The sequence below is a fragment of the Xylanibacillus composti genome (genome assembly GCF_018403685.1).
Lineage (GTDB): Bacteria > Bacillota > Bacilli > Paenibacillales > K13 > Xylanibacillus > Xylanibacillus composti.
The window spans coordinates 198,576-223,775 of sequence record NZ_BOVK01000006.1 but is presented as its reverse complement, the minus strand read 5'-3'; the positions used below and the strand labels follow the sequence as shown (position 1 = coordinate 223,775).

At 53.6% G+C, this 25,200-nt stretch carries 30 protein-coding genes and 1 pseudogene; 7 read left to right on the top strand and 24 right to left on the bottom strand.

All coding sequences use genetic code 11. The annotated features are described in order from the left end of the window. Nucleotides 1-124 precede the first annotated feature (124 nt). Nucleotides 125-418: a hypothetical protein gene (locus tag XYCOK13_RS02890; RefSeq protein ID WP_213410391.1), complete on the top strand. Its 294-nt coding sequence runs from the start codon at nucleotides 125-127 to the stop codon at nucleotides 416-418. Nucleotides 419-559: 141 nt separating this feature from the next. Here XYCOK13_RS02890 and XYCOK13_RS02885 read toward each other — a convergent pair whose 3' ends face one another. The 7 genes from XYCOK13_RS02885 to XYCOK13_RS02855 all read right to left on the bottom strand — a co-directional run bounded on the left by XYCOK13_RS02885 (nucleotide 560) and on the right by XYCOK13_RS02855 (nucleotide 6,777). Continuing rightward, a complete protein-coding gene (locus XYCOK13_RS02885; protein WP_213410390.1) occupies nucleotides 560-952 on the bottom strand; it encodes a VOC family protein in 393 nt (130 codons plus the stop codon). 11 nt (nucleotides 953-963) lie between these two features. Further along, nucleotides 964-2,586 carry an ABC-F family ATP-binding cassette domain-containing protein gene (locus XYCOK13_RS02880; protein ID WP_213410389.1) on the bottom strand — a complete coding sequence of 541 codons (1,623 nt, stop codon included), beginning with the start codon at nucleotides 2,584-2,586 and terminating at the stop codon, nucleotides 964-966. Next, entirely contained in the window at nucleotides 2,583-4,142 is a 1,560-nt protein-coding gene (locus XYCOK13_RS02875; protein WP_213410388.1) for an ABC-F family ATP-binding cassette domain-containing protein, read from the bottom strand. Before XYCOK13_RS02875 ends, XYCOK13_RS02880 begins: the two co-directional genes overlap by 4 nt. Before the next feature lie 205 nt (nucleotides 4,143-4,347). After that, entirely contained in the window at nucleotides 4,348-4,875 is a 528-nt protein-coding gene (locus tag XYCOK13_RS02870) for a mismatch-specific DNA-glycosylase (protein WP_213410387.1), read from the bottom strand. A 15-nt stretch (nucleotides 4,876-4,890) separates the two neighbouring features. After that, entirely contained in the window at nucleotides 4,891-5,712 is an 822-nt protein-coding gene (locus XYCOK13_RS02865; protein ID WP_244864955.1) for an alpha/beta hydrolase family protein, read from the bottom strand. Between the two features lie 115 nt (nucleotides 5,713-5,827). Next, on the bottom strand, nucleotides 5,828-6,337 hold the full coding sequence (locus XYCOK13_RS02860) for an ADP-heptose synthase (RefSeq protein WP_213410386.1): 510 nt from the start codon (nucleotides 6,335-6,337) through the stop codon (nucleotides 5,828-5,830). A 122-nt stretch (nucleotides 6,338-6,459) separates the two neighbouring features. Beyond that, complete coding sequence (locus tag XYCOK13_RS02855) at nucleotides 6,460-6,777, bottom strand: MTH1187 family thiamine-binding protein (RefSeq protein ID WP_213410385.1); 318 nt, start codon at nucleotides 6,775-6,777, stop codon at nucleotides 6,460-6,462. Nucleotides 6,778-6,998: 221 nt separating this feature from the next. Here XYCOK13_RS02855 and XYCOK13_RS02850 point away from each other — a divergent pair, with 221 nt between their 5' ends. After that, on the top strand, nucleotides 6,999-8,018 hold the full coding sequence (locus XYCOK13_RS02850; protein ID WP_213410384.1) for an alpha/beta hydrolase: 1,020 nt from the start codon (nucleotides 6,999-7,001) through the stop codon (nucleotides 8,016-8,018). Between the two features lie 26 nt (nucleotides 8,019-8,044). Then, nucleotides 8,045-8,332, top strand: a complete 288-nt coding sequence (locus XYCOK13_RS02845) for a HesB/YadR/YfhF family protein (RefSeq protein WP_213410383.1) — start codon at nucleotides 8,045-8,047, stop codon at nucleotides 8,330-8,332. A 54-nt stretch (nucleotides 8,333-8,386) separates the two neighbouring features. Here XYCOK13_RS02845 and XYCOK13_RS02840 read toward each other — a convergent pair whose 3' ends face one another. Beyond that, the gene (locus XYCOK13_RS02840) at nucleotides 8,387-8,779 is read right to left on the bottom strand and encodes a hypothetical protein (RefSeq protein WP_213410382.1); all 393 of its coding nucleotides are present in this window, start codon (nucleotides 8,777-8,779) and stop codon (nucleotides 8,387-8,389) included. A gap of 167 nt (nucleotides 8,780-8,946) precedes the next feature. Here XYCOK13_RS02840 and XYCOK13_RS02835 point away from each other — a divergent pair, with 167 nt between their 5' ends. Then, a complete protein-coding gene (locus XYCOK13_RS02835) occupies nucleotides 8,947-9,147 on the top strand; it encodes a hypothetical protein (RefSeq protein ID WP_213410381.1) in 201 nt (66 codons plus the stop codon). A 142-nt stretch (nucleotides 9,148-9,289) separates the two neighbouring features. Here the strand turns inward: XYCOK13_RS02835 and XYCOK13_RS02830 are convergent, their stop codons facing one another. The 5 genes and pseudogenes from XYCOK13_RS02830 to XYCOK13_RS02810 all read right to left on the bottom strand — a co-directional run bounded on the left by XYCOK13_RS02830 (nucleotide 9,290) and on the right by XYCOK13_RS02810 (nucleotide 12,513). Next, nucleotides 9,290-9,682, bottom strand: a complete 393-nt coding sequence (locus tag XYCOK13_RS02830; RefSeq protein WP_213410380.1) for a hypothetical protein — start codon at nucleotides 9,680-9,682, stop codon at nucleotides 9,290-9,292. A gap of 44 nt (nucleotides 9,683-9,726) precedes the next feature. After that, complete coding sequence (locus XYCOK13_RS02825; protein ID WP_213410379.1) at nucleotides 9,727-10,680, bottom strand: DMT family transporter; 954 nt, start codon at nucleotides 10,678-10,680, stop codon at nucleotides 9,727-9,729. A 114-nt stretch (nucleotides 10,681-10,794) separates the two neighbouring features. Next, a complete protein-coding gene (locus tag XYCOK13_RS02820; protein ID WP_213410378.1) occupies nucleotides 10,795-10,965 on the bottom strand; it encodes a hypothetical protein in 171 nt (56 codons plus the stop codon). Continuing rightward, nucleotides 10,934-11,167, bottom strand: a pseudogene (locus tag XYCOK13_RS22285) (PIG-L family deacetylase); the annotation flags it as partial. The pseudogene XYCOK13_RS22285 and the gene XYCOK13_RS02820, both read right to left, overlap by 32 nt. A gap of 140 nt (nucleotides 11,168-11,307) precedes the next feature. After that, a complete protein-coding gene (locus XYCOK13_RS02810) occupies nucleotides 11,308-12,513 on the bottom strand; it encodes an HD-GYP domain-containing protein (protein WP_213410376.1) in 1,206 nt (401 codons plus the stop codon). Nucleotides 12,514-12,685: 172 nt separating this feature from the next. Between XYCOK13_RS02810 and XYCOK13_RS02805 the strand changes: the two genes are divergently transcribed. Together XYCOK13_RS02805 and XYCOK13_RS02800 are read left to right on the top strand one after the other, a co-directional pair. Next, on the top strand, nucleotides 12,686-13,294 hold the full coding sequence (locus tag XYCOK13_RS02805; protein ID WP_213410375.1) for an N-acyl amino acid synthase FeeM domain-containing protein: 609 nt from the start codon (nucleotides 12,686-12,688) through the stop codon (nucleotides 13,292-13,294). Beyond that, nucleotides 13,294-14,052, top strand: coding sequence for a ThiF family adenylyltransferase (locus XYCOK13_RS02800; RefSeq protein ID WP_244864954.1), 759 nt, complete (start codon nucleotides 13,294-13,296; stop codon nucleotides 14,050-14,052). Before XYCOK13_RS02805 ends, XYCOK13_RS02800 begins: the two co-directional genes overlap by 1 nt. Before the next feature lie 8 nt (nucleotides 14,053-14,060). On the opposite strand, the gene XYCOK13_RS02795 is transcribed toward XYCOK13_RS02800, so the two are convergent. The 6 genes from XYCOK13_RS02795 to XYCOK13_RS02770 form a co-directional block, all read right to left on the bottom strand. Continuing rightward, entirely contained in the window at nucleotides 14,061-15,677 is a 1,617-nt protein-coding gene (locus XYCOK13_RS02795) for a L,D-transpeptidase (RefSeq protein WP_213410373.1), read from the bottom strand. Nucleotides 15,678-15,754: 77 nt separating this feature from the next. Beyond that, nucleotides 15,755-16,390 carry an HD domain-containing protein gene (locus XYCOK13_RS02790; RefSeq protein ID WP_213410372.1) on the bottom strand — a complete coding sequence of 212 codons (636 nt, stop codon included), beginning with the start codon at nucleotides 16,388-16,390 and terminating at the stop codon, nucleotides 15,755-15,757. A 71-nt stretch (nucleotides 16,391-16,461) separates the two neighbouring features. Continuing rightward, nucleotides 16,462-17,556 carry an ABC transporter permease gene (locus XYCOK13_RS02785; protein ID WP_213410371.1) on the bottom strand — a complete coding sequence of 365 codons (1,095 nt, stop codon included), beginning with the start codon at nucleotides 17,554-17,556 and terminating at the stop codon, nucleotides 16,462-16,464. Then, nucleotides 17,553-18,542: an ABC transporter ATP-binding protein gene (locus XYCOK13_RS02780; protein WP_213410370.1), complete on the bottom strand. Its 990-nt coding sequence runs from the start codon at nucleotides 18,540-18,542 to the stop codon at nucleotides 17,553-17,555. Before XYCOK13_RS02780 ends, XYCOK13_RS02785 begins: the two co-directional genes overlap by 4 nt. A 19-nt stretch (nucleotides 18,543-18,561) precedes the next feature. Next, entirely contained in the window at nucleotides 18,562-19,308 is a 747-nt protein-coding gene (locus tag XYCOK13_RS02775; RefSeq protein ID WP_244864953.1) for a glycerophosphodiester phosphodiesterase, read from the bottom strand. Nucleotides 19,309-19,347: 39 nt separating this feature from the next. Next, nucleotides 19,348-20,082 (bottom strand): phosphonate ABC transporter ATP-binding protein, encoded by a 735-nt coding sequence (locus tag XYCOK13_RS02770; protein ID WP_213410369.1) that lies wholly within the window; start codon nucleotides 20,080-20,082, stop codon nucleotides 19,348-19,350. Nucleotides 20,083-20,278: 196 nt separating this feature from the next. Between XYCOK13_RS02770 and XYCOK13_RS02765 the strand changes: the two genes are divergently transcribed. Beyond that, nucleotides 20,279-21,127: a cobalamin-binding protein gene (locus tag XYCOK13_RS02765; protein ID WP_213410368.1), complete on the top strand. Its 849-nt coding sequence runs from the start codon at nucleotides 20,279-20,281 to the stop codon at nucleotides 21,125-21,127. Here XYCOK13_RS02765 and XYCOK13_RS02760 read toward each other — a convergent pair. From XYCOK13_RS02760 to cbiB, 5 genes are read right to left on the bottom strand one after another with little or no spacing between them, the layout of a single operon-like run. Continuing rightward, nucleotides 21,080-21,577 carry a bifunctional adenosylcobinamide kinase/adenosylcobinamide-phosphate guanylyltransferase gene (locus tag XYCOK13_RS02760; protein WP_213410367.1) on the bottom strand — a complete coding sequence of 166 codons (498 nt, stop codon included), beginning with the start codon at nucleotides 21,575-21,577 and terminating at the stop codon, nucleotides 21,080-21,082. The two genes, XYCOK13_RS02765 and XYCOK13_RS02760, sit on opposite strands and share 48 nt — an antisense overlap. Before the next feature lie 29 nt (nucleotides 21,578-21,606). Beyond that, nucleotides 21,607-22,374, bottom strand: a complete 768-nt coding sequence (locus XYCOK13_RS02755; RefSeq protein WP_213410366.1) for an adenosylcobinamide-GDP ribazoletransferase — start codon at nucleotides 22,372-22,374, stop codon at nucleotides 21,607-21,609. Continuing rightward, on the bottom strand, nucleotides 22,371-22,919 hold the full coding sequence (locus XYCOK13_RS02750) for a bifunctional adenosylcobinamide kinase/adenosylcobinamide-phosphate guanylyltransferase (protein WP_213410365.1): 549 nt from the start codon (nucleotides 22,917-22,919) through the stop codon (nucleotides 22,371-22,373). Before XYCOK13_RS02750 ends, XYCOK13_RS02755 begins: the two co-directional genes overlap by 4 nt. Next, a complete protein-coding gene (gene cobD / locus XYCOK13_RS02745) occupies nucleotides 22,916-24,043 on the bottom strand; it encodes a threonine-phosphate decarboxylase CobD (RefSeq protein WP_213410364.1) in 1,128 nt (375 codons plus the stop codon). Before cobD ends, XYCOK13_RS02750 begins: the two co-directional genes overlap by 4 nt. A gap of 27 nt (nucleotides 24,044-24,070) precedes the next feature. Next, the gene (cbiB, locus tag XYCOK13_RS02740) at nucleotides 24,071-25,120 is read right to left on the bottom strand and encodes an adenosylcobinamide-phosphate synthase CbiB (protein ID WP_244864952.1); all 1,050 of its coding nucleotides are present in this window, start codon (nucleotides 25,118-25,120) and stop codon (nucleotides 24,071-24,073) included. Nucleotides 25,121-25,200 lie beyond the last annotated feature (80 nt).

Below are 25,200 nucleotides of genomic sequence, written 5' to 3'. Positions count from 1 at the left end.
CCGACATCTGGGGAATGCTCCCTTTTCCGCAGGAAGGAAATCAATACGAAACCCCTTTCTTTTTTCCCAAGCCGCAATCCGCTATAATAAAACATTATGGCAACGAGAAAGGTGTGCATATAGCTTGGGCGTAAAATACAACCGGGAATACAAAGAGATTGTCGAAGACTTCATGAAAGCCATTTTACAAATTGATGATTGCTATGACGCCTTTGAGATGGAGCAGAAGGAATGGCTCGAACTCGCTCCTGAAGAGCAGCGGGCGTATTTGCGAACGCTGGCGGATGATTTGTTTTATGGCTTGGGCACAAGCCGGACGATTGCGGTCGGCAGCGGACAAATCCGCTACAATCCAAGCAAGCATACGATTCAGGTTACGGATGCCCGAGACGTCGTGCGGATCGTAAACCTAGTGTAGATGCCCACGAAAGTGAAGCTATGCGTTGCAGCCGATTCCGATTACTTTCGCGGGGCCCGGATACATTGACCACGAAAAAAGACCCATTCTATGCCGGGAGCACAGCACTGCTCGCTTGGCGTTGGAATGGGTCCTCTTCATCTAGTTTGCAGCCGGCTGCATAAATTCCACAGACTCCCTGTCCGGACCATAAAAGAAGAAATACTTGGCGCCATTTGGAAGCGTCTGGATGTCCTTGTTTTTGAACTCCAGTCCCAGCTTCTGAATACGAGCATATTCTTCATCAATATCGTCTACGGTTATAGCCAAATGGTGAACGCGCCCTTCTGCCGGGAAATGCGATTCGGCGAACCATACAAGCTCGATCTCCGACTCGGGGTTTTGCCCAAATCCCATAAAAGCCAGCTTCGTGGCGCCCCCGTTCAACGTCAGGCTGTCTTTCAGCGTCATCCCTACAACATCCCGATAGAATGCGATGGAACGTTCCATATCCGTGACCATTATGCCTATATGCTCTATTTTCGTTCTAGCCATGCTGCACTCTCCTATTCTTGTTTCGAATACATGGATTTGCGGAATGCCTTGACATCCTCATTTTCCAAATACTCGTCAAATGTTGTAACCTTGTCCATGACGCCCCCTGGCGCAATCTCGATGATGCGGTTCGCGATCGTCTGCACAAATTGATGGTCATGCGAAGTGAACAGTATGGTGCCATCGAATTGAATCAAGCCGTTATTCAATGCGGTAATCGACTCCAGGTCCAGATGGTTCGTCGGCTCATCCAGTATAAGCACATTCGGCGATTGCAGCATCATCTTGGCCAACATGCAGCGCACGCGTTCTCCCCCGGAAAGCACGTTTACCTTTTTCAAGGCTTCTTCTCCGGAAAACAGCATGCGTCCAAGAAATCCCCGAATGTACGTTTCGTCTTGATCCTTGGAGTACTGGCGCAGCCAATCGATCAGATTCAGGTCCGTATTGAAATACTTCTCGTTGTCGCGCGGGAAGTAGGCGCGCGTCGTAGTGACTCCCCAGGAGAAACTTCCCGCATCCGGCTCGACTTCCTCGGCCAATATGTCGAACAAGGCTGATTTCGCAAGACCGTTAGGTCCGACGAATGCAATTTTGTCCCCTTTGTTGATCATAAGCGTCAAGTGGTCAATCACTTTCTCGCCTTCCAGCGACTTGCTCAGACCTTCAATTGCCAGCAGCTGCTTCCCCGCTTCCCGTTCCGACTTGAAGTTGATGAACGGGTATTTCCGGTTCGACGGCTTGATGTCCTCCAGCGTCAGCTTCTCCAACAGCTTCTTCCGCGAAGTGGCTTGCTTGGACTTGGAAGCGTTGGCGCTGAATCGACGAATGAATTCCTCCAGCTCCTTGCGCTTGTCCTCCACTCGCTTATTGGCCTCGCGCTGCAGCTGCTGCGCCAGCTGGCTGGATTCGTACCAGAAGTCGTAGTTGCCGACATACAGCTGAATCTTGCCGAAATCAATATCGGCAATATGCGTGCATACCTGATTCAGAAAGTGACGGTCATGAGAAACGACAATGACGGTTCCCTGATACTTGGCGAGGAAATTCTCCAGCCATTGAATCGATTCCAGGTCCAGATGGTTCGTCGGCTCGTCCAGCAGCAAAATATTCGGATTGCCGAACAGCGCCTGTGCCAAGAGCACCCTGACTTTGATGTTCGCATCCAGATCCTTCATCAACTCGTCGTGCAGAGACTTTGGAATGCCAAGCCCGATCAGCAGCTCGGCCGCTTCAGACTCCGCTTCCCAGCCGTTCAATTCGGCAAATTCACCCTCAAGCTCGGCCGCACGCATGCCGTCCTCGTCATTGAAGTCCGGCTTCGCATAGATTTCGTCCTTTTCCTTCATAATGGCATACAGGCGCTCGTGGCCCATGATGACCGTCTCCAAAACCGGATATTCGTCGTAGGCGAAGTGGTCCTGGCGAAGCACCGAAATGCGATCGCCAGGCGTTACATGCACATAACCGGAGTTCGGCTCGATCTCGCCGGACAAAATCTTGAGAAACGTTGATTTGCCGGCGCCATTCGCACCGATCAAGCCATAACAGTTCTCTGGAGTGAATTTGATATTTACATCCTCAAACAGCGCTCTGCTGCCATAGCGCAAAGTAATGCGTTCAGTACTAATCATGATTTCGTTACCTCCATGGACCAAGATTCAACATCCCATACCCGGTCAACCCATCCTTCGTAAAATTCCGGCTCATGACATACAAGCAGGACAGTGCCCTTGAATGCCTGTATCGCCCGTTTAAGCTCCGCCTTGGCGACGACATCCAAGTGATTGGTCGGCTCGTCGAGGAGCAGCCAGTTGGATTCGCTCATCATCATCTTGCACAGCCGCACCTTGGCCTGCTCGCCGCCGCTCAATCTGTGCAACGGGCGTGTAATATGCTCATTTGTCAGGCCGCAGCGCGCAAGGGCCGCTCGCACTTCATGCTGATTCAGATGCGGGAACGCATTCCATACATCCTCGATAGGCGTCTGCTGCTGGCCTTTCACTTCCTGCTCAAAGTAACCGGGGTATAAAAAATCTCCCAGTTCAACGGAACCCGACAACGGTTGAAGCTTGCCCGTCAGCGTCTTCAGAAGCGTGGACTTGCCGACACCGTTACAGCCGATTACAGCAATTTTCTCGCCGCGCTCCAGCTTCATGCTCATCTTGGGAAGCAGCGGATAGCTGTAGCCAATTTCCAGGTCTGACGCCTCCACCACCCACCGGCTGCTCGCGCGCGATTCCTTGAAGCCGAATGTAGGCTTTGGCGCTTCCTGCGGCTTGTCAATTCGCTCGATACGGTTCAACTGCTTCTCGCGGCTCTTGGCTCTGCCGGAGGTCGACGCTCTCGCCTTGTTGCGCTGAATGAAATCCTCCTGCTTCTTGATGAATTCCTGCTGCTTCTCATACGCTTCGATATGTTGACTCTTCTGGATGTCTGCCATCTCCAGAAACTTCTCGTAGTTGGCAGAATACCGGGTCAACTTGGCAAACTCGAGATGGTAGATGACGTTGACAACTTCATTCATAAATGCCGTATCATGCGAAATCAGGATGAAGGCGTATGGATAATTTTTGAGGTAACCCGTCAACCATTGAATGTGCTCCACATCCAAATAGTTCGTCGGCTCATCCAGCAAAAGAACCGTTGGCTGCTCCAGCAGCAGCTTGGCCAGCAGCACCTTCGTTCGCTGACCGCCGCTCAATTGGGAAACATCCCGGTCAAGCCCGATCGCGCCGAGACCCAGCCCGTTAGCCGTTTCCTCTACCTTAACGTCAATCATATAAAAACCGCCGATTTCCAGCCGCTCCTGAATCTCGCCCATCTGCTCCAACAGCGCTTCCAGCTGCTCAGGGGTAGCATCTCCCATCTTGTCCGTAATGGCCAGCATTTCCTTCTCAGCCTCGAACAAGGGCAGGAACGCTTCATTCAGCACTTCGCGAATCGTCTTGCCCGGCGTCAGCACCGCGTGCTGATCCAAATAGCCGTAGCGCACGCGCGGCGTCCACTCAATCTTGCCTTCGTCGAGCAGCAGCTTACCTGTTAGCAGATTCATCAGCGTTGATTTGCCGACTCCATTCGCGCCGACCAAGCCGACATGCTCGCCAGCCAGCAAACGAAAGGACACGTCCTTAAACAATGTCGTGCCGCTATAGCTGTGGCTTACTTTCTCTACAGTTAGCAAACTCATGATTATCCATTAACTCCTATCTATATCTAATCCCGGCTACGGTATGGCTGGATGGCTCTTTGCATACCCGCGGTCAACCTCGCAATAGGACAATTCCAAAAAAAAGCGGGCATTTCGCCCAATCCCGCAAATCTATTATAGCATGGCTGACACCCTCAAGCACAACCGTAGATTCTCCCGCTGTACCACAGCGGTTCATCTCGAGTCAGGCATCGTCCGAAGTTTGCAGGAGTTGCCTCAGCTCGTTATACCATGCCGCAACCGCTTCAAAAGACATGCGCACAAGACCGCTTGAGGATGGCACGACATAATCCTGAACCTGCGCCACAACGCCAGCAGGCTGCAGTCCCCAGGACACGTCCTTCCGCCCGCTGAACTGCTCGTACACTCCCTTGCCGACATAGCATGCGAACCTTGGTTTATACATGATTAACTTCTGCTTCAACAGCTCCCGCCCTTCCCCGTACTCTTCCTTCGTAATTTCTGCTGCGGTGCGGGTTGGACGCGACACAATATTGGTAAAGCCGTACCCGTACCATCCTGATAGGCTGCCATCTTCCTCTGGCCGGTGTACCCGCTCTGTCAAGCCGGCAGCATGAAGAAGCCGCCAAAAGCGATTATGCGGATTCGCATAATGATGTCCGGTCTCGCCGGAGCGAAGACTGGGGTTGAACCCTATAAATAAAAGCTTCATGTCTTCCGCCAAATGATCTGGGATTTCAGCTGTGTGCATGACGTCCTCCCTTATTCATCCGTCAGGTTCATCGGCCCGGCAGTCTGCTTGCATCTCCTCAATCCATCGCACGATGCGCATGACCGTATGGTCTCGTACAGGATCCGGCAGAATATGACCCATTTCTTCCAACCGGAACCAGTCAACCCGCTTGCCCGCACGCTGCATAGCCGCATAGAGCCGTTCGGCATGTTTGCAGCTAACCTGCTCGTCCTGCGACCCGTGAACAAGTAAAACAGGCCGTGCAATACGCTCCGGCCAGCAGACGGCGGAGCGCTCCATGTAGGCGTCTGCCTGCTTGACGGGATGACCGACTACCCGCTTAAGCATGCGGCGCAAATCGACCCTCTCCTCGTAGGTCAACAAAAGATCGCTTACCCCGCCCCAGACGACGACCGGCCCCGCAGCCCGGCAGTCCCGCGCTGCGAGCAGCGCCATGATCGCGCCGCGAGAGAAGCCGACAATCGGAATGCCTCGCGCAGGCGAAGCGATGCCTTCCAGCTCAGGGAGAAGCGCCAACGCTCGGTAAACATCATGTCGATCATTGCCGCCGAATTCATCTCTTCCCGCTCCTCCGCTGCCATAACCGCGATAGTAGGGGGCAAATACAGCATAGCCAAGTCTGACGAACGGCAGCAGCCGCTCTGCACGCACCATGCCAAAACGTCCAATCCCGCCGCGGCAATACATTAGGGGAGAATGCGGTTCCGCACGACCTTTTGCACGAAGCAGCAAGCCCTTTACCGCCAAGCCGTCAGATGCGTATGTCCATTCCTCAGCCTCCACGTCCGGAGATGGATCGGGCAAAGGCCTGCATTCCATCCATCCTGCGCTCACGGTCTCAACTCCTGTCTGTTATCCGCGCCCCCGCTTTTTATTGTCTTGAGAACAACAAAGGAGCTGCTCCCGGTCTTTGCTGCCGGGAACAACCCCTGCATTAACAGGCTGATCGCTATACAATGGGTTCTGACTGTTCCATCGCATATTCAAAATCATCAATATCAAACAGTTGTACCGGAATCCCTGCTTCAATCAGCTTGTCTTGAAATTCAACCTGGTCAGTCAAGACGGGTATCTGATAATGGGATGCTGACAAAAGCAGCTCTGTTTCCACCGGATCGAAGATTTCACCGTACTGGGCATTGTCCATGGCATTCACCACAATGAACGTGACAAAGTCGTTGACCAGGACAGGCGGGCTCTCCTTCCAAGGCGCGGACAGCGCCCGCTCTATCTTCTTCCGGTTAAAGGGATCTTCGAAGAATGCAATCAATTCGGCTATCTTGGCTTTGACATACGCATCATCGGAAGGCTCCGGCATGATCGGTTCCTGACTGGAAACCATGTCATACAATTCCATGATTGTCGTATAAGGAACCACGTACTCCACCGGTCTCTGAGGCGCCATTAGCTGGCCATATATGGTCACCATGACCGCTTCCAAGACAAATCTCCGGCGCATGCTGCACTCCCTCCCTGTCTTTCAGGCCGGTGCGGACGACCGCACAAACGATAGTGCCACTAAAATATTTTCATTATCATATCACGATTTCGGTACTCGTACCAGAGGACCAAACGTTGAGTTCAAGAAGGCCGCAGCCGTTCTTCCACCTTGCGAACTTTGTCCTCCATGTGAAGCGGTTTGTCTCGCCTGTCGTCAATGCGAATATTCGTGCATACGCGGCTGGCTCCCTTCTGAAACGGGAGCTCGTGAATCTCATGTATGACCGCCAGCAAATCGCTTAGCTCTCCTTCAAGCAGCGTGCTCATCGGAGTGAGCAGCACCTTGATGGACCGTTCCAGCTTCTTCTCTTCCAGCAATTTATGTATGTCCGCCACATATTCGCTGACACTGGGCGAGCCAGTGCCGACAGGTATGATCGTAATGTCAGCAATCGCCAAAGCGCAACGCTCCTTCCACGCTTCTTATCCCTATAAATCCTTTACATGCCAAATCGATGATCAAACCGCAACCGCCCGGCATTGTCCATTTTTCTGCTATTATAAATCGATTTCTGCCAAATAGCTACATGTATAGTCAATAATCCGAGGCCACCCATGGTATACTAGACTTATGCAACGAGGATCAAGACCTTCGTCTCCAAAGAAAGGATAGTGCTTGTATGCTATGGCTCTGGATCGTGCTGGCAACTGCTGCTGCGTCAGCAGTAATTGGCTATTACTTTTCAAATTTGATCATTCATATCCGGACAATCCCTTATGAGCAGACATTGCAAAAAGAAGCAGAGGCCGGGAGGGTAGATCCGGATAATTTTGAGCGTATGCCCAAACAGAAAGTATGGATAGATTCTCCATTCGGTTATTCCTTGCATGCCTATTGGATTCCTTCCGCTTGCCAGGATTCCAAGAAAGTCATGATTTTTGTCCATGGGGTAACCCATTCCTTGATCGGTTCAGTCAAGTACTTGCCGATCTTCCAGAAGCGCGGCTACCATGCATTCATTTACGACCACCGCAGACATGGAAGAAGCGGCGGCACTACTACTACATTTGGATATATGGAAAAGCATGATCTGAAAGCATGCGTGGACTGGGTTCAAAACCAGCTTGGCGCGGACGCGTTCATTGGCATCCACGGGGAATCGATGGGCGCCGCAACAGCTTTGCAGCATGCCGCCATCGACGGGCGTGCGGCCTTCTATATTGCAGATTGTCCATATTCCGATTTGACCGATCAGCTCGCCCATCGATTGAAGGAGGATTATCGTCTGCCCAAGCTGCCCCTTCTCCATCTCGCTAATGCGTTCACGCGATTGAGAGCAAAGTTCTGGTTCAGCGATGTGTCTCCTATTCGTGATATAGCGCACATTCATACACCTGTACTATTCGTACATGGTGAAGAGGACCGCTATGTACCGACGCATATGTCGCTGGAGATGTACGAAATCAAGCCGGGGATGAAACAGCTTTATCTGGTTCCGGAGGCCGCGCATGCGCAAGCGATAACGGTCGATCCGGCCGCATATGAGGCAACGGTGGCGAAGTTTCTGGACGGGGTGGAGAGTATGCAAGAATGGGCAACTGACCATAGCCGCCTGAACGCTGCGAAGCAGGACGGCAGCAAGACCGGTGAGAAACATGACAAAAATCACTTCACAACCACGGTGCAACCGTTACAATAGAGAAAAGAGCAAAGGAGCTGGCAGCAATGAATCTTCATGTCACGCCGGAAGCGGCCCTGTTTTATAAGGAAGAGATGGATTTGCAGGAAGGAGATCACTTGTGTCTTTATGTCAAGCTCTATGGAAGCAGCTCGGCTCACCCCAACTTTTCAATCGGCGTGACCAAGGGCGATTGCGGCGAGAGCAGCCTGTCAACTACAGTGGAAGGCATTACCTTTTATCTGGATGCACAGGACCAATGGTATGTCGCCGGCTATGATCTGAGGGTAAGCCTGCAGGACGGGGAAATTTCATTTCAGTTGCTCGAAGCGTAAGGTCGCCGTCGGGTCTCGCGTCCACTCTGAACCAGCAGTGCGCGCGAGGCTCGTTTAGATGGCGTGCAGGCCGGCATATTTCCCAATTGCCTTCAGATATTCCGGCTTGACAGGAATAATTATCCGGCATGCGCCCAAATTGAATATACCGCTGCGATTATGCATGGTTGCGCGCGATACATGAAACGTATAATGCTCGCCCCCCTCGTAAACGGCTGTTACGGCTCGTCCATCCAGATCTTTTCTCATCTGCGCGAACGGGTTCAGTCCCTTTACTGGACGATAGGGCAAGATTTGTGTAATGTCCGCCAGACGGACATGATAGTTCACATGCGGCTTCTGCACGATTAGTTCCTCTGTGGAAATGGTGATGCCAAATTCCCGCTTTTTGTGCGACAGCTTGAGCTCCCCGGCAATAGACTTAATCTTCAAAAAATCATGGAGCATGCCCTTCCCTCCCCAATCGTTCACCTATGACTTCCCTTCATTATACCTCACTGCTTATGCCTGCCAACCCCCAATAGTGTCAACAAAAAATCTGAAGACTTGTCCTGATCAAGCCAACCAGATACAATATAAGGCAGAATCAACTAAGGATGAAAGGAGAAATCAAGTTGGGTTTAACGGATATCACAGGTGTGTCAGCGCCATTCTTCATCACATCCGCTTTGTTTATTATGCTCATTCTATCCGCATTTAGTTTTAGCATCGTCCGCCTGTTTCAAGGACGCCGCACACCGGGCATCGTCTCCATCGCTGTTGCGATAGTAAGCTCCGTCGGATTCGGTGTCATTCTGAACAACTGGTCCGCCTAACAAAAAAAACGCCTTTCGGCGTTTTTCTCGGTTTGCATGGGTCAATACCGCTCGGCTGCACATTGGCGTGGGATATTCCATGGACTTGTTGGCATATCCCATTCCTTGCGCCCTTTAGCCTCAAGGGGACGCTCGCTCGCCGCTACCATGCATACAGCACAAGCTGCTTCGTTCTCAGTTGAATGCGCGTTCCCGTACGCGGCGGCGTGCCTACCGCTTCAAATTCCACTTCATCCTCTCCGAGACGAAGCGAGCATTCGCCATCCGGCCCTTCCTCCGCTAACAGACCCGTCAGCACAACTTTGCCTTTTTCCATTCGTATGGTCGGGAAGGCGGAATCGTCCGCTGTTTCCTCCGGGTCCAGCTCCAGCGCATCCACTCCCCACGCCAATGATTCAAGCAAGCCTAATTCTGCCTCTACTTCCACTCCAGACTCAACCGCCTTGCCCGTCCATAATGCTGCGGCATGGCCATGGACAGAAGAAAATTCTACCCGTTGGCTGGCTGGATCGTAATAAGTGATTGTACATTTCATAGCTCTCACTCCGTCCAACATAATGTGGGTCGTCAAGCTGGCGGTTAGCCGCTCACTTGCTCGCCGGATCGCTTGGATTCCGAGTCTGCACGGCTCTTTCGATTCACCAAAATAATCCCGCAGCTTACGAGAATAATGGCCGCCAATGCCGACGCGTGCAGAACTTCATGCAGCAGCAGCGCAGACCAGCCACTTCCGAACAACGGTATCAAAAAGAGAAACATCGACACCCGTCCAACCTGGTTGTACTTCATCAGCGTATTCCACAGCATGAATGAGGCGGCCGACACAAAGGCGAGCAGCAGCAAATACCACATGGTCACCCACTGGAATGTAAACGGAAACAGCCCCGCTTGCATGCTCCCGATCGCTGTTAAGCCGATTCCGCCCATCACCATCTGATGGCTGTTGATGGCAAATATGGTTAATTGGCGCGCAGCTGTCCTGGACAGCAAATTGCCAACTGCGCAGAAGAATGCAGAAGCCAATAACAATGCTTCGCCCAGACCAAATGTAATGCCATTCTGCTGGTCGGCGAACAGTATGAACAAGCCGCAGAAACCAAGCATCAGACCGCATGCGCTGCGCCAATTCAAGCGGTCGTCGCGATACCAGACATGCGCGAGCATTAACTGGAAGAACGAAATCATGCCGCCGATAATGGCTCCCATAAAGCCAAAGCTTCGGCTCATGCCTATATAGAAAGCCATGTACTGCAAAAATGTCAGTACAAAGCCGATCAGGATAACCGTCCGGAGCGTCCCTGGCTTCAGCTTCAAACTTTGGCCCGAAACGATCATGACGAGATAGATCATCAAGCCGGCCAATATAAAGCGGTACCCGGCGAATACCATCTGTTCAAAAATCTCATCAGGCGCTATGGAGAGCGCCTCATAGCTGAGCTTAATGATAGGAAAAGCGATTCCCCACAGCAGCGTAGCGACAATCGCGGTGGCGATCATGCCTGCCGGATGCCGAAAAAAATCCTGTACCTTCATTTCCGCTTCTCTCCTTGCAGTCCGAGCATGTTTTTCTCTTTGCTTCCTACAGCTTACCACAAAAGGAGAGCGTTACGGAGTGAATCAGTCCATTCCTGAGAATCAATGGCTGCATTATGTCAGGCCGTCGGTGAAAAACTGCTCCCGCATACCTGGATACAACTCGCCTTGCTGCCATCCCAAGACGAACCGTTCTGTTTCAAAGCCGGGAGAGGGAGTATCCTTCCGCTTGCTAATATCGCCAAAGACCGCTTCAATGGATGGGAGCTGGGTACGATGCTTCAACAATGCATCCGCCTTCACTCGCCAATCCGATGCCTAGCAGATCGGCGCATTCCTGCATTTCCTTCTTCCGCATAGATGCCATTTCTTGGGGAGTGACACCCAGGCGCTTCACACTCTTGCTCGCTTCCCCTGCTGTTGCAACAAGCAAGACGATGCGCATGCCCCGCCTGGCCGCCTCGAGCATGGCTATAACCCCGAGGAAGGTTTCATCGTCTTAGATGCGCGGATACGAACGCCAATGTATGAGCCATAATCTGTTGCCTTCTTTCTAGATGTATTGGAATGCCAGAATCCATTATTGCGCGCTTGCATTTGTCGTCCACACATTTCGTGTGTCCGAGATCAAAATAAATCCGTCATGGTTTCAAATTCTTGCATTTCGTTTTGACTCTGCTTGTGAATACGAAGCCAGGCTACTTGCAGAACATCCAAACAATCCACCAGATTCGGATCGAACTGGGTCCCCCTGCCCTCCCGAATACGCTTGAACGCCTCGCTCACCGGGAGCGCCTCCCGGTAAGCCCGGCTGGATGTCATCGCATCGAATGCATCAGCCATGGCCAATATGCGCGCATCCAGCGGAATCTCCTCCCCTGCCAATCCGCTCGGATAACCTCTGCCGTCCCAGCGCTCGTGATGATACAGCACGCCATCCTTCAGGGAATCCAGGCTCGAGATCTTCTCCACCATGCGGCCGCCAATAACCGGGTGTGTTTTCACCAGCTCATACTCCTCATCTGTAAGCTTGTCCGGCTTGGACAATACCGATTCCGGAATATTGATCTTGCCGATATCATGCAGCAGCCCGGCCAGTCTCATGCTTTTTAACCGGCCCTTCTGCTGAAATTCCGGCAGCAGCTTGGCCAGTTCGACCGCATAGCGGCTTACCCGTTCACTGTGGCCGAATGTATATGCGTCCTTGGCCTCGATCGATACGATAAAGCTCTTCACCACTTGCTCAATCGTCGAATCGGTCGATTCCAATATGATATTCACTTGATTATGGTACAGGCGGATCAGCTGTTCCAGCAAAATATAGCTGATCGTTGCAATGATCAAATAAATCAATAGTCGATTGGAAATGTCGATCGAATCGAAAATCATGTGATCATAGAGCGGATAATAGGCGCTTACGAGCATCATCAGCAGGAGGCCGATGCCTGAATAGATCAGCATCGTCTGCAGCTTGCCGTACAATGCGGAAATAAGCGGAATCATCAGGAAGAAGGTCCAAGCCTCTTTGTAGCCTGATGCAAAATATAGACAGCATACGACAAACATAATGTAGGACAGCACCACATGCTTGAGCACCATCGGCGAAATGCCGTAGAACCGATTGACCGCAACTATGAAAAGCAGCACCAGCACACTCAACAGTAAAGTAGGCAAATCTGCCCGTGAATAAGGCAAGTTCATCAGCTGAAAGATGAAGTTCCACATGACACTGACGATGAGATATGCTAGCGACACTTTGATAATTTTCAGACTGAGATTTTTGCGGTGAAGATTGTAGAAGCGCTTCAGCAATTTTCCTCTATTATCTGACATCACGATTGATCATCCCGGGTCGAAAGTAGTCATTCCATAGAAAATATTATCATTCTTTAGAAAATTCCTCTATAGGTCTTAAGCATTTAATACTATACGCTTATAGGCACGTCCCGCATGGAAATATATAATGTAAGAGGAAGTACCTAGGAAATAATAGGAGGGATGGATAATGAATCAGGACTCACCGTATGTTTATGCTGTTGCGGAAGGTGACATACGCAGCCAAGCTGTCAACCTTCATCACCAACGGTACCAGGAGGTTGGATTTTTTAAGCCGGATGAATACGATCCATATGAGCAGCAGTCCGTGTATTTCGTCGCACAAATGAAAGAAAGAGGAGAAGTAGTAGGAGTGACACGCCTTATCCTGGATTCGCTGGACCGCTTGCCGACCATGAGGAGCTTCACCATCTTCGACCTGGAAAGAGCGCGCCTGTCTATGCCAGACATGTATCGGGTTGCGGAGATCAGCGCCTTTACCAAGCTGCAGCAGCATGATGTAGGGCTCGGACTGATAAAGGCCATTTTCAAGTATTCCCTCATACACGGTATTTCCAATTGGATATGCTGCATTGACGAGCGCGTATATACGTATATGAAACGAGTATTCAAATTTCCGTTTCAAATTATCGGCGAACCTCGGGTATATTTGGGCTCCAAGTCGATCCCGTGCTCCTTCCATATTGCCGAATGCCAAGCTGCGCTGCAGCGTCTAAGACCGGAGCTGTATGCTTACTTTATCGATTTTGAAAATCAATCACTGCGGGAGGTTCGTTGATGAACGCACAATTCGAACGAAATTTGGGGGTGCTCTCCCCTGAGGACATGAACAAGCTCAAGGAAAGCCGGATTGCCATTGCCGGGTGCGGCTGCATCGGCGGTTTCTCTGCCGAGCTCCTCACGCGCTTGGGAATCGGGGCGCTGCGGATCGCAGACCCGGACATATTCGATGTCACCAACATCAACAGGCAATGCGCAGCGACCCATGAAACGGTCGGCATGCCCAAAGTCGATGCCATGCGCAAGCACCTGCAGGCCATCCAGCCGGAGATAAACCTGGATATGTGGAACGAGAGCGTGATGGAATCCAATGCAGATGCTTTTGTCGCCGATGCAGATTATGTTGTTGATGCGATTGATTATTTTGCTTTCCCTCATGCTGTAGCCCTGCACCGTGCGGCGCGCAGGCACGGCAAGCCCGTCATAACGGCAGCTGCGCTTGGCTTCGGCACATCGGTCTTGGCCTTCCATCCCCAAGGCATGACACTGGAAGCGTATGTCGGCATAGATGAATCGACACCTTTGCATGAACTGGAAGGTGCCGTCATCCCTGCCTCGCGCTATGCGACACACCTGCCTTCCTACGTCACCGCCGAGCAGATCAAAGCCTGGCTGCAGAGCCGCCACATTCCGACAATCAGTGTCGGGCAAGCACTCGGTCCCGGTGTTCTCGTCTCTAAACTCGTGCTGCATTTGTTGGGCAGACAGGAGCCGCAATACGTTCCGGATTCGTTCCAGCTGCAGCTGGAAGCTTGAATGGCTGACTATAGCCAGCGGTACACTTTGGCATCGTTAGTCTCCTGAGCTTCGGAAGGCAGCCGGAAGCGCTCTTCAGGCACCATCTCTTGGTCTGGAAGCACTCCCCGGGTAATCGTCACCTTCGTACCCAGCGGCACCATGTCGAACAGTTCTTCGACATCCTCCTTGCCCATCCGCACACAGCCAAGCGACTCATCCTTGCCGATGCTCTCCGGCTCGTTCGTTCCATGAATGGCGTATAACGTGTCGGAGAGCGTCATTCCCCTGCTTCCGAAATCTCCGTCATCACGGCCGTTCGGATTGCGGACTTTCTCCGTAATCTCAAATTCGCCCAACGGTGTAAGCTCGCCGCCCAGACCGACCGTGTAGTTGCGCAATATGACTGATCCGCTTACTACTGCAAGCTTATGAACAGACGTGTCGACAATGATTTCGAGCGGAGCTTTCCACTCGAAAGCCGGATTCGCTTGATGTTGTTCCCCGGAAGAGCCAAAGGAAGCGGTCTGTATGGCCGCAGCAGCTGCGCCACTTCCCGTGTCGACCAATTGCAGCTTTGTGTGAAAGGGGAAATATGAAGAGGGTACATCTCTACCCGTAGGTTCTGAAGGAAAGACATCCTCCCCCAAAGTTATCCATTCAAGCTGTTCCATCATGAGAGCAGTCAATCCGGGAAGCGCATTGTTCGGATAATCTTCCGTCAATTGCTGCCCGTGCTGCAAGCCAAGCTCGCTGGCCTGCCCATGCCGCTCCGCCGCAGACATAGCAACAAGCAATTCTTCCTGCGCTCGCTGCCAAGTCTGGAGAGCAGCTGCGTGCGCGTTCGGTAGCGGCGCAGGCACGCATTCGCACAGGTGCGCATCATACCTGTGAACCCGGCTTGCTCCCGCACGGTCCGGCCTATCGATGGCCACCAGTACGTTCATACCGTTGATCCACTGGATCCATTGGCGATTTCCCCCTGCAGCGGCATTTGCTTGCACGACCAAGGTGTGCTCGGCGGAATTGCTGGCGTCAACAAGCACCCGGCCGATGGCAGCCGCAGCAGACACCCGATCATCCTCCAAAGCTGTGCCATCGGAAGCAAGCAAGTGAATCCCCCATTTGGAATCGCCGACAGGCTGCAGATATTGCTCATGCTCGGCTCCCTCCTCCATATCTTGAGCAGGGGCCAGCTCCTCTTCAGCATGGGGGGCATTATCCGCAGCAAGCTCCGGCAAGCTGTTCCCCGCCACCTCGGAATGCTCCTCTTCGGCTGAACTGGAAGCAAAGAACGTTAGCAGCACAATAAGCAGCAGCGCTCCGAGCCTTCGCCGCTTCCGCTTGTCTGACTGGCGCGGAGACTCATCTGGCTGGGCGAGCTCCAGCTTTTGCAACGGTTCTGGCATCGCCTCTACAGCGATCGCCTTCTTCTCATAGGCGCGGTAGACGTCCCCGGCCTGCATATAGCAATAATTCGCCTTGCCGGGCTTATGTTGGCGATCATAGGCTTTGCCGAGCAAATACCAAGCCATCTTGTTGTCTGGATGCTCGATCAGATACTGCTTCCAAAATTCGAGCTCATCCTCACCGGTTGGCTCCGGCAAACCGTTATGCGGCTTTGATCCATGATTGCCCGATTCCACGCGGCTTCCTCCTCCGCAACTATTTACCAATAATATCGGAGTGAAGAATGGAAATATGTAGAGAGACTGGGATGCAATTATTCACCGCCAGGCTGCGGTTCATCCAGCAAGCGGCCGTCCGCAACGGCTTGTCGGATCAGTTCAAGCGCATATTGGAACAAAGCAACGGAGCCGTCCGCAATTGAACGGTTTCGTTCCCTGACCATGCCGGCGTGCACCTGGTGGGTCTTCCATGCCTTTCCACCCGTCTGATAATTCAGCAGCATGGGATGAAGGCGATCCACCGCCGCCGCGAATCGCGCTTCCGGAGTTTGCCGATCCTCGAACTCCCGCCACAGTGCGAAAAAAGCCTCGCTCTGGTCTTCCGGGAGCATGCCGAACAGGCGCTTTGCAGCTGCGGTTTCCCGTTCTACCTTATCGGCATGGCCTGCCGTATCATAGGCGAATGTATCGCCTGCATCGATCTCAACGAGATCATGCACAATCAGCATCTTGAGAACCCGCAGCAGATCCAGCTCCGGCATATTGGCGTGTTCCGCCAGCGTGATGGCCATCAAGGTCAGCCCCCATGTATGCTCGGCATCATTCTCTCTGCGCGTTCCGTCGCTGATATAGGATTGCCGCAAAATCGTCTTTAGTTTGTCAGTTTCCATAATAAACGCCAATTGTTTGCCCAGACGCTCATGCGCCGGGTATGGGAACAGCAGGTCCATCATCATCTCTCCTTAAACCAGTTCATTGACCGGCTTTCTTTAGCATGCTTGTGTGGATCATCGTTCGTCAGTTACTCCCATCTGAAGGTCAGGCTGGCAATGACAAAGGCGGCCACCATCCATCCGCTCAGCAGCAAAGCCTCCGGCCATAGTGTCGCCAGCCCGGCTCCGATGTTCATGATTTCACGCATTGCTGTCGTTAGGTGCGAGATCGGAATCAGCTGGACAATTGGCTGAAGCCAAGCAGGCATATTGCTGATCGGAAAAAAGATGCCTCCGAGAAACAGCAGCGGGAATGAAATAAATCCGGCAATCGGACCGGCGCTTTCCGGATTTTTGGCCAGCCCGGCAATAATAAAGCCGATTGCCATGAAAGTCAGCGTTCCCAGGATGACAAACAAGATGAGCTCCAGCCAACGGCCGTTTACCTGTGTGCCGAATACGAGGTAGCCGACCAGCAGCACAATCAGCGCCTGAGAGCCGTTAAGCAGCAGCCGCGCCGTAATTTGCCCGGCGATAAACTGCCAAGCCTTTAAGGTCGTGCTCTGCATCCGGCGCAGGATGCCCCGCTCGCGCCATGCCGAGATTTGACCAGCCACTCCGTTCAAATTGGCATTCATGATCATCATCGCCACGATGCCAGGCACCAAAAAGTCGATATACCGCAAATCAAGCCCTTCAATACCGGCCGCCTCCACCAGAATAACCGCTTCGTAATCGACCGCTTGCTTGCTGGCAGCATCGGCCGCTTGCTGCACGGCTTGCACGCCAAGACTTTGCGCATTGCTGTTTGTATCATCGAAGCGCACTTGTATTTCGGCGCGGGCAGCGGTCCCTTTTGCCAGCTCTTCCCCATAGCCTGCCGGAATGATCGCGATAAGATCTCCCTGATCCTGACGAACCCGTTCTTCTGCTTCTGAAAGCAGGTCAGCGTCCTTCAAATCCAGCAGTCCATGTTCGTGCAGCTCGGCTGCGAGTGCAGCCGAAGCCGCGGTCTTGTCCAGATCTACGAGAAAGCCCTTCACTTGCACCGTCCCGCCCGTGCCTAGAAAGGATCCTAGGGCGAGCATCAACAAAATCGGAAACACCAAACTAAAAAAAATAACAGCGCGATTGCGTGAAAAGACGAGCAATTGCGCCCAGGTCAGTTGCAGGTATGCCTTCATGCTTCGCGCAGGCTCCTTCCCGTCATATGTATGAACACATCCTCCAGCGAGGAAGTCCTCGTCTGCAAATCCAAGAAAGTCAGCTGGCGCTCTCCTGCCTGGCGAATAAAGTCAATCAGCGCATCCTGCAGATTGTCTGTATACAAAACTATGGTGTCTTTGCGAAAATCCACCTGCTTCACGCCGTTAACATTGTTCAGCCAGCCAGACAAGCTCCGCTGCCGGTCATCGTCTATAGCATCAGTCAGGGCGAGACCGTTCTCACCGGCCAGCCGAAACTCGATGGCGCTTTGTGATTGCAGACTGCGGACTAGCGCCGCAGGCGTATCCAGGGCTATCACCTTGCCTTGGTCCATCAGACAAATGCGGTCGCACAACACATGGGCTTCATCCATATAATGCGTACTCAGCACAACGGTCTTACCCTGCTCCTTCAAACCGAGCACGATATCCCACAATGTCCGCCTTGCCTGCGGATCCAGGCCTGTCGTCGGCTCATCCAGAAAGATCACCTGCGGGTCATTCAATAAGGCAAGCGCAATGGCCAGCCGCTGCTTCTGCCCGCCCGAAAGGTTCTTGATCCGGCTGTTCGCCTTTTCTGTCAAGATCATCCGCTCCAATAACGGCTCAATCGGAAGCGTATGTTTGTAGAAGCTGGCATACATCCGCATGATTTCCTTGACCTTTAGCAATTCGAACAAGGAGGTAGACTGCAGCTGCACGCCAATGACGGCCTTTACCTCGTTCAGCTGGGTGCGTGTATCATAGCCGGCGACAATCGCTGTGCCGCTGTCCGGTTTGCGCAGCCCTTGGATCATTTCCATTGTCGTCGTTTTGCCGGCTCCATTCGGACCAAGGAGTCCGAAAATTTCACCTTTATTCACAGTGAAAGATACTCCATCCACCGCGGTGAAAGATCCATAGACTTTTGTCAACTGCTGAACTTCAATCACTGGCTTATCCAGCTTCCCGCCTAGTTGCGACATCCGAAACCACCTTCTCTCCCTATCTTTTGCTTGGAGGCGAAGTCAATATGCCCCGCATGATTGCCGGCACATTCGTAATGATCGCATCCACTCCCATCCTCGCCAATCGGCGGGCCGTCCTCGGTCCGTCTACGGTATAAGGACGCACAGCCAAGCCTAGCTGATGTGCGGAAGCCACCATCTCCGGTGTGACCAGCCGGTAATACGGATGCAGCGAACCGGCGCCTAGCGAGCAAGCATATGCCGATGGTTCGGCCATGCGACGATTGAAGAGCACCGCAGTCTCGATGTCCGGGGCCAACGCCTTCAGCTTGACAAGCCGCTCATGCTCGAAGGAGGAAAAGATCGCTTGCGCCTCCAAACCATATCGCCGCACCTGCTTGACCGCCTCTTCCTCCATACAGGGGTAAGGCGTTTTTCCGCTTTTCAATTCGATGTTGATCTTTAGCCCCGCATCCCTCGCCAGCTCGAGCACCTCCTCCAGCATGGGAACAGGCTCTCCCTTATAGGCCGGAAATCGCTTGCTGGCGTCTGCTCTTGCAAGCTCTGCGGCCGTCCTCTGGACAACGAGCCCTCTTAACCGGGTTGTTCGCTGCAGTGTATCGTCGTGGATGACGACCAGATGCCCGTCCCGGCTCATATGGATATCCAGCTCCAGCCCGTCAGCTCCCTGCTCTACTGCCATTCGAAAAGCCGCCATCGTATTTTCCGGCGCGTCAGCCGATGCGCCGCGATGGGCGAAGACGAGCGGTGTTCCACGCAGCATAGCCCCTGCCCTCCTCATTCCGAGCATCGAAAAATCGCATCATTCCATGCCTAAAACGCTTCTTCTTTCTTCCCCGGTCAGCCTTCTTCCGCGGACATCCAGAACGATTTTGCCGTCTGCCATGCCCAATATGCGGTCAGCAAATTTCTCTGCGAGATCAACCTGGTGCATGATGCAAAACACCGTCACTTTTTGTTTTTCATTCATATGCTTCAAATCGCTCATGACACTTTCTGCCGAACGCGGATCAAGACCCGATACAGGCTCGTCTGTGAATACGATTTGCGCGCCCTGAACCAAAGCTTTGGCAATCGCGACACGCTGTTTCTCCCCGCCGCTTAATTTGCCCGTTTTGCGCTTGGCTTGATCCAACAAGCCTACCTTCTCCAAATAATCCATGGCGAATACATGCTCATCGACACCCGGCTTGCCGATCAAACGGCGCCAGAACGGGATATATTTCGTCCGGCTCGCCAAAATATTTTGCAGCGCTGTCTTGTTTGGATTCAATACGGCCTTCTCTTCAATGTAGGCCCAATCCCTACGCTGCCACCAGCGGGCCAGCGGATTCAGCTTGACCAGGTCATTCCCCTTGTACAGGTACTGCCCCCGGTCCCAGCGCTCCCGCAGCGCCAGACACCGAAAGAGCGTTGTTTTGCCGCTGCCGCTTGCCCCGATCAGGCAAATAAACTCACCTTCTGCGACTGCGAAATCAATTCCCTTCAAAACCGGTTTGTCTTCATAGCTCTTGTGCAGCTGCTTGATTACCAGCATGTCTTCAACTCCTGTCGCTCAACTAGTTCCTCTTGGTATTGTACACCAGTTCGAGGGTTCGGCAAAAGAGCATCTTCTCTCGGGCCAACTTGCTTCCAGTCGTCCAATCGCTGCTTCGTTCCCTCTAGCTTGCCAATATCTCTGCAAAACCGGTTGTGCTAGAATAGAAGAAACCACTGGAAAGGATGACAGACAAATGCGGATCGCTTCCTTGTGTCCCAGCAATACGGAGCTGTTGGCTTATCTCGGATTGCAGCCATATATCGTAGCTCTGGACGACTACTCCGATTGGCCTGCCGTGAACCCGGATGCCGTCAGACTAGGTTCTGACCTCTCGATCGATTTGGACCGGCTGGAGGCGGCCAAGCCGGACTATATTCTGGCTTCGCTCTCTGTGCCGGGCATGGAACGCAATGTGGCGGGATTGCAGGAAAGAGGGCTGGCGCATAAGGTGTTCAATCCGAAATCGCTGCAGGACATCCGCGACAATTTGCTGGAAGCAGGCAGAGATTTGGGGGTATTGGATCAGGCGATTCGTGCAGAGGAAGCCTTCGGACGGATCCTCGATCGCTATACACATCTGGCAAGCAAGGTAACCGCGCGACCGAAAGTTTATTGGGAGTGGTGGCCGAAGCCTGTATTCTCGCCCGGGGGCGGCAATTGGTTGACGGAAATCAGCGAGCTCGCAGGAGCAGAAAATCTGTTCGCCGATTATGCGGAGGCAAGTGTCAAAACGAACTGGGAGGAAGTAGTCAGAAGGAATCCGGAGGTTATTCATGTGGTGTGGGTTGGCGTCCGGCGGGAACAAGTGAAGCTTGAGCTCGTCCGAGCCCGGGAGAACGCCGAATCGGTACAGGCGATTCGCAGCGGCCGCATTCACGTTTTGGACGAGCCGCTATTTTGCCGGCCTTCACCGCGGTTGCTCACAGGGCTGGCCAAAGCCGCTTCGCTGCTGCACCCGGACATTTATCCCGATTTCGACGGCCAAGATCCGCTGCTAGTCGAGCTGGGGCTCGCCGAGAACCGGCTTCATTACCTTGGCTAATCCATGCCAAATATAGACCGCCTCCCCGCAGCTGGCTGCGGCATCCTGCTGCAGCCAGCCTGCCGCATCCCGAAGCGCACGTTCGAGCGGAAGCACAGGGACGATCCCCCGTCCTATTTCGAGCATCAGCAGCACGACGCGGTGCCCGGAAGACATGTCAGCAGCAGCTTCCCCTAACTCCGATGCTTCAAGCTGCTTCAACCTTTGAAGCAGTTCGCCATATTCCTTGCGCACAACAGCGGGCGATTTGCCCTGCTGCAACTCGTCTGCGATCCACTGCTCCCACCCTTCAAGAACAAGAACAGCTGCGGCATCAGAAGCGCTGTGCCAAGCCTGCTGCCACTCAGCCAGACGCATGCCCTCGTAAGCGCTGTGCCAGTGCAAATTCGACTCGCGGCTTCGCAAGTACCGCCGTTTGCCTGCATAAGCGCCTCCGGAAATAAGCAGCATTTCGTGTTCCTCCCCTCTTCCTTTCTTCCCTATCCTGTTACCCAGATCGCGGCAGCCGACAAGGCTGCTAATTCCGTTCCCTCAATTAATGCGCCGGTCAAGTCGCCGTTCATGCCGCCGAAGCGCTTCTTGCACCACCAGGCATAGCAAGCCAGCACCAGTCCGGCTGCTGCGAGCGGTACGAGCGCAACAGGCTGCCATATGATAAGCGGCAGGAACCATAGTGAGGAGAGCAGCATTACGCGGCTTGTGGCCTGACGGCTCCACAGCCAGCCGAGCCCTTCCTGCTTAAACGGGGGGACCTTGTGCATCAGAACAACTGCGGCGAACCGTGCGGCTGCAGGAATGGCCAACCACAGCGCGATAGTCTCGCTGATCGGCCGGGACTGGCCGATTTGCAGCAGTACATCTATCAGCACCAGCTTCCATCCAAGCAGCATGAAGAGCGCGAGCACCGCAAAGCTTCCGGCATGCGGATCCTTCAAGATCGATCTACGCCGTTCCAGCGTACCTTGCGAGGCGGATGCATCCGCCACATCCATCCATCCGTCCAGATGCAGTCCGCCCGTCAAGCCAATCCAAAGACTGAGCATGGCCATATCCATCACAAGACGCGGCAAATAAGCTGTGCCTGCCGCCTGTAAAGCGGCCAGCAGAGCACCGATCAGCAGCCCGACTGGCACGAATGCGAGCAGAGCGGCCTGGAGCACGCGCGGCGACCATTCGCCGCGATAAGGAATCGGCAAGCGTGTCATAAATTGCAGGGCAACCGACAATCCGGCCAGCGCTGACTTCATCTGTGCTCTCCTTTCCATACAAGCGGAATGCCGACAATTGTCTGCACAGCTATGTCCGCCTCTTCCACCGTGAGCCGGTGCAGCCTTTCCAGCAACCGCATATACACTTGTGTCCACTCGTCTCTCATCGGCATTCCTTCATTGAGATCATTGGATACGATGACCGCCGCCAGCCTGCGGTCGCGACAGTCTCGCAAGCAATCCGTCCAGTATGCGCAGATGGAGTCCGGTTCCCTATTCTCCTCGAACAGCATTCGACTCGCCCAGATGGTCACACAATCCAAGAGCACCGGACTCTCTGGCACGATCCGCCGCAGAACACGGCCAAGATCTGAAGCCGCAGAGAGCTCATAAGTAATCCAAGCATCCCCTCTTCGGTCCTGATGGATTTGAATGCGCTGCTTCATTTCACTGTCTGTTCGCTGCGCAGTTGCAATGTAGGCGGCTGATGCTTTTTGCGAATCCCGTTTTCCCCATCGCAGCACGAGCTGCTCGGCTGCCTCGCTCTTGCCCGAGCGCACCCCTCCCGACACGAATGCAATCAACGGATTCCCTCCGCGGCATGACGGAGCAAGCGCCATTCGGCCAGCCTCTCCAGCAAGCGCTCATTCTCCTCGCGGGAGCGAACCGCGAAACGCAGCGCAGCCCCTTCAAGCCCGGGGAATGTATGCGTATGGCGTGGCAGTATGCCGCCTTCCAGCAAGAACGCATACAAGGTTGCCGCATCCGATGAAGGATTCGGATCGCGCAGCAAGTAGAAATTCGTCTTGCTGGCAGACATCGCAAAGTTTAATTGCCTCATCCGGCTCCGCAGCCACTCCAATTCTGTCTGAAGCCATTTCCTCGTCCGGGAAGCAAATTTCGCATCCTCCAGCAGGACGGGCGTCAGCAGCGCAGCCGGACCATTCACGCTCCACGGCATCCGATGAGCAGCCATCTGTTGGATAAGGTGAGGCTCGGCAAGAGAATACCCGATACGAAGACCCGGCAGCGCATACATTTTCGTCAGTGAACGGGTCAATACGAGATTCGGGAAATCGTCCAACAATGACACGATGGAAGCGTCCGGCTCTGCTACGAAATCGATGAACGCCTCATCTACAATCAACAGGGTCTCTGTTCGTTGAGCGTGCTCCAGCAGCCGGACGATACAGTCGCGAGGGAGCAGCTCCCCGCTCGGATTGTTCGGTCTGCACAAGAACAAGCCATCAACAGCGGAAAAGCGCCGCATGACCTCTTCCACAGGGAACGGCTGATCCGGTTCCGCTATCAACAATTGTGTGCGCACGCGATAATGTGCGCAGGCATGCTCGTATTCGGCGAAAGTCGGGTGCACGATAAGAGCAGTACCTCCCGCAAGCAAGCGAGCGGCAAGAAAAATCGCCTCCGCCCCTCCGTTCGTCAGCAGCACTCGGTCCGGACTCGTCCCGCTATGGGCGGCAACAGCTGCAACCGCTTCATTGTAGTCCGGGTCCGGATACACGGTCATCTGCTCCAGCAAGGCAGGCCACAAGCGCCTGACCGAGTCGGGCGGACCGAGCGGATTGATATTGGCGCTGAAATCGAGCAATTTCTGTTCTGCGGGCATGCGAAATAGCTGGCGTATGCGATCAGGTTGCCCGCCATGCAGCGGCCATTCCATGTGCATCCCGTCCTTTCCTGCTGACATATTGATAAACTCCATAAGAAAATCCGGTCAAGTCGTGGTGATCCAAGCCGCCCATGCCGCCAAGACTGCCGCAAAGCCGATAAATACAATCCAGGCTCCGTGCATGAGCCAAACCGTCCAGCGGATATGTTCCGATCTGAGCGGATGCAGATGGTCGCCCATTCTTGCACGGTTCGATATGACCCCATGGTATGTATTTCGACCGCCTAACTGCACGCCCAGCAGCGCGGCCGCCATCGCCTCGGGCCAACCGCTGTTCGGGCTTGGATGCTTAGGGGCATCTCGCCGTACGATCTTCCATGCCTCAGCCCACCTCAGCTCAAGCCTGCCTGGAGCAAGCAATGCCGTCATGCCCCCGCCAATCCACATGCAAAGCGCCGTGATCCTTGCAGGGAGCCAGTTGGCCGCATCATCCAGTTTGGCAGAAGCCCGTCCATAATGCAAAAAGCGATCATGCTTATAACCTACCATAGAATCCAATGTATTGACAGCGCGATAAGCCATTGCCGCTGGCGCGCCGCCAATGACAGCCCAGAACAGGGGGGCGACGATGCCATCCGATGTATTTTCGGCGACAGTTTCAATCGTGCCGCGCACAATATCGGACTCCGCAAGCTGCTCTGTATCCCTGCCGACGATCATCGCCAATGACCGTCTTGCTTCCGGCAGCCTTCCTTCCCTTAAAGGCTTGTTCACCTCCCAGGCAGCGTCTGCCAAGCCGCGCATGGCAATCGTCGTATAGACGAGCAGGATTTCTGCTGTGAACCCCAGCCAGCCCGACAGCCGGTAACAAGCTGTAACAAGCAGCCATGCCAGAAGAAAGACCAGACCGGGCACAAAGACAGCCATGACGAGTCCCATCCCGACTTTGCGCGACTGCGATCCCCGATTCCATCGCGATTCCAAGAAACCGATCAGCTTCCCCATATAGACGACGGGATGCGGCATGCGACGGGGGTCTCCTAACAGCAAGTCGAGCACGGCCGCTCCCCCCAGCAGCGATAGAACAGTAAGAATGGCGCCGGCTAACGGCCCTGCTTCGTCAAAGACAGAGGCACCTATATAATAACCGTACAAGCTGTCTGCTCCTTTCTCTATTGTCTGCTTATGGCGTATAGTAGCTGCCATAGCAGCTTGTAACGATCACGAGCCCGGCT

What these genes read in the sequence shown, in the direction of transcription:
- XYCOK13_RS02885 (WP_213410390.1), bottom strand. Translation starts at nt 952, where the DNA reads ATGGCTAGAACGAAAATAGAGCATATAGGCATAATGGTCACGGATATG.
- XYCOK13_RS02880 (WP_213410389.1), bottom strand. Translation starts at nt 2,586, where the DNA reads ATGATTAGTACTGAACGCATTACTTTGCGCTATGGCAGCAGAGCGCTG.
- XYCOK13_RS02875 (WP_213410388.1), bottom strand. Translation starts at nt 4,142, where the DNA reads ATGAGTTTGCTAACTGTAGAGAAAGTAAGCCACAGCTATAGCGGCACG.
- XYCOK13_RS02870 (WP_213410387.1), bottom strand. Translation starts at nt 4,875, where the DNA reads ATGCACACAGCTGAAATCCCAGATCATTTGGCGGAAGACATGAAGCTT.
- XYCOK13_RS02860 (WP_213410386.1), bottom strand. Translation starts at nt 6,337, where the DNA reads ATGCGCCGGAGATTTGTCTTGGAAGCGGTCATGGTGACCATATATGGC.
- XYCOK13_RS02850 (WP_213410384.1), top strand. Translation starts at nt 6,999, where the DNA reads ATGCTATGGCTCTGGATCGTGCTGGCAACTGCTGCTGCGTCAGCAGTA.
- XYCOK13_RS02845 (WP_213410383.1), top strand. Translation starts at nt 8,045, where the DNA reads ATGAATCTTCATGTCACGCCGGAAGCGGCCCTGTTTTATAAGGAAGAG.
- XYCOK13_RS02840 (WP_213410382.1), bottom strand. Translation starts at nt 8,779, where the DNA reads ATGCTCCATGATTTTTTGAAGATTAAGTCTATTGCCGGGGAGCTCAAG.
- XYCOK13_RS02830 (WP_213410380.1), bottom strand. Translation starts at nt 9,682, where the DNA reads ATGAAATGTACAATCACTTATTACGATCCAGCCAGCCAACGGGTAGAA.
- XYCOK13_RS02825 (WP_213410379.1), bottom strand. Translation starts at nt 10,680, where the DNA reads ATGAAGGTACAGGATTTTTTTCGGCATCCGGCAGGCATGATCGCCACC.
- XYCOK13_RS02810 (WP_213410376.1), bottom strand. Translation starts at nt 12,513, where the DNA reads ATGTCAGATAATAGAGGAAAATTGCTGAAGCGCTTCTACAATCTTCAC.
- XYCOK13_RS02805 (WP_213410375.1), top strand. Translation starts at nt 12,686, where the DNA reads ATGAATCAGGACTCACCGTATGTTTATGCTGTTGCGGAAGGTGACATA.
- XYCOK13_RS02800 (WP_244864954.1), top strand. Translation starts at nt 13,294, where the DNA reads ATGAACGCACAATTCGAACGAAATTTGGGGGTGCTCTCCCCTGAGGAC.
- XYCOK13_RS02790 (WP_213410372.1), bottom strand. Translation starts at nt 16,390, where the DNA reads ATGGACCTGCTGTTCCCATACCCGGCGCATGAGCGTCTGGGCAAACAA.
- XYCOK13_RS02785 (WP_213410371.1), bottom strand. Translation starts at nt 17,556, where the DNA reads ATGAAGGCATACCTGCAACTGACCTGGGCGCAATTGCTCGTCTTTTCA.
- XYCOK13_RS02780 (WP_213410370.1), bottom strand. Translation starts at nt 18,542, where the DNA reads ATGTCGCAACTAGGCGGGAAGCTGGATAAGCCAGTGATTGAAGTTCAG.
- XYCOK13_RS02775 (WP_244864953.1), bottom strand. Translation starts at nt 19,308, where the DNA reads ATGCTGCGTGGAACACCGCTCGTCTTCGCCCATCGCGGCGCATCGGCT.
- XYCOK13_RS02770 (WP_213410369.1), bottom strand. Translation starts at nt 20,082, where the DNA reads ATGCTGGTAATCAAGCAGCTGCACAAGAGCTATGAAGACAAACCGGTT.
- XYCOK13_RS02765 (WP_213410368.1), top strand. Translation starts at nt 20,279, where the DNA reads ATGCGGATCGCTTCCTTGTGTCCCAGCAATACGGAGCTGTTGGCTTAT.
- XYCOK13_RS02760 (WP_213410367.1), bottom strand. Translation starts at nt 21,577, where the DNA reads ATGCTGCTTATTTCCGGAGGCGCTTATGCAGGCAAACGGCGGTACTTG.
- XYCOK13_RS02755 (WP_213410366.1), bottom strand. Translation starts at nt 22,374, where the DNA reads ATGAAGTCAGCGCTGGCCGGATTGTCGGTTGCCCTGCAATTTATGACA.
- cobD (WP_213410364.1), bottom strand. Translation starts at nt 24,043, where the DNA reads ATGTCAGCAGGAAAGGACGGGATGCACATGGAATGGCCGCTGCATGGC.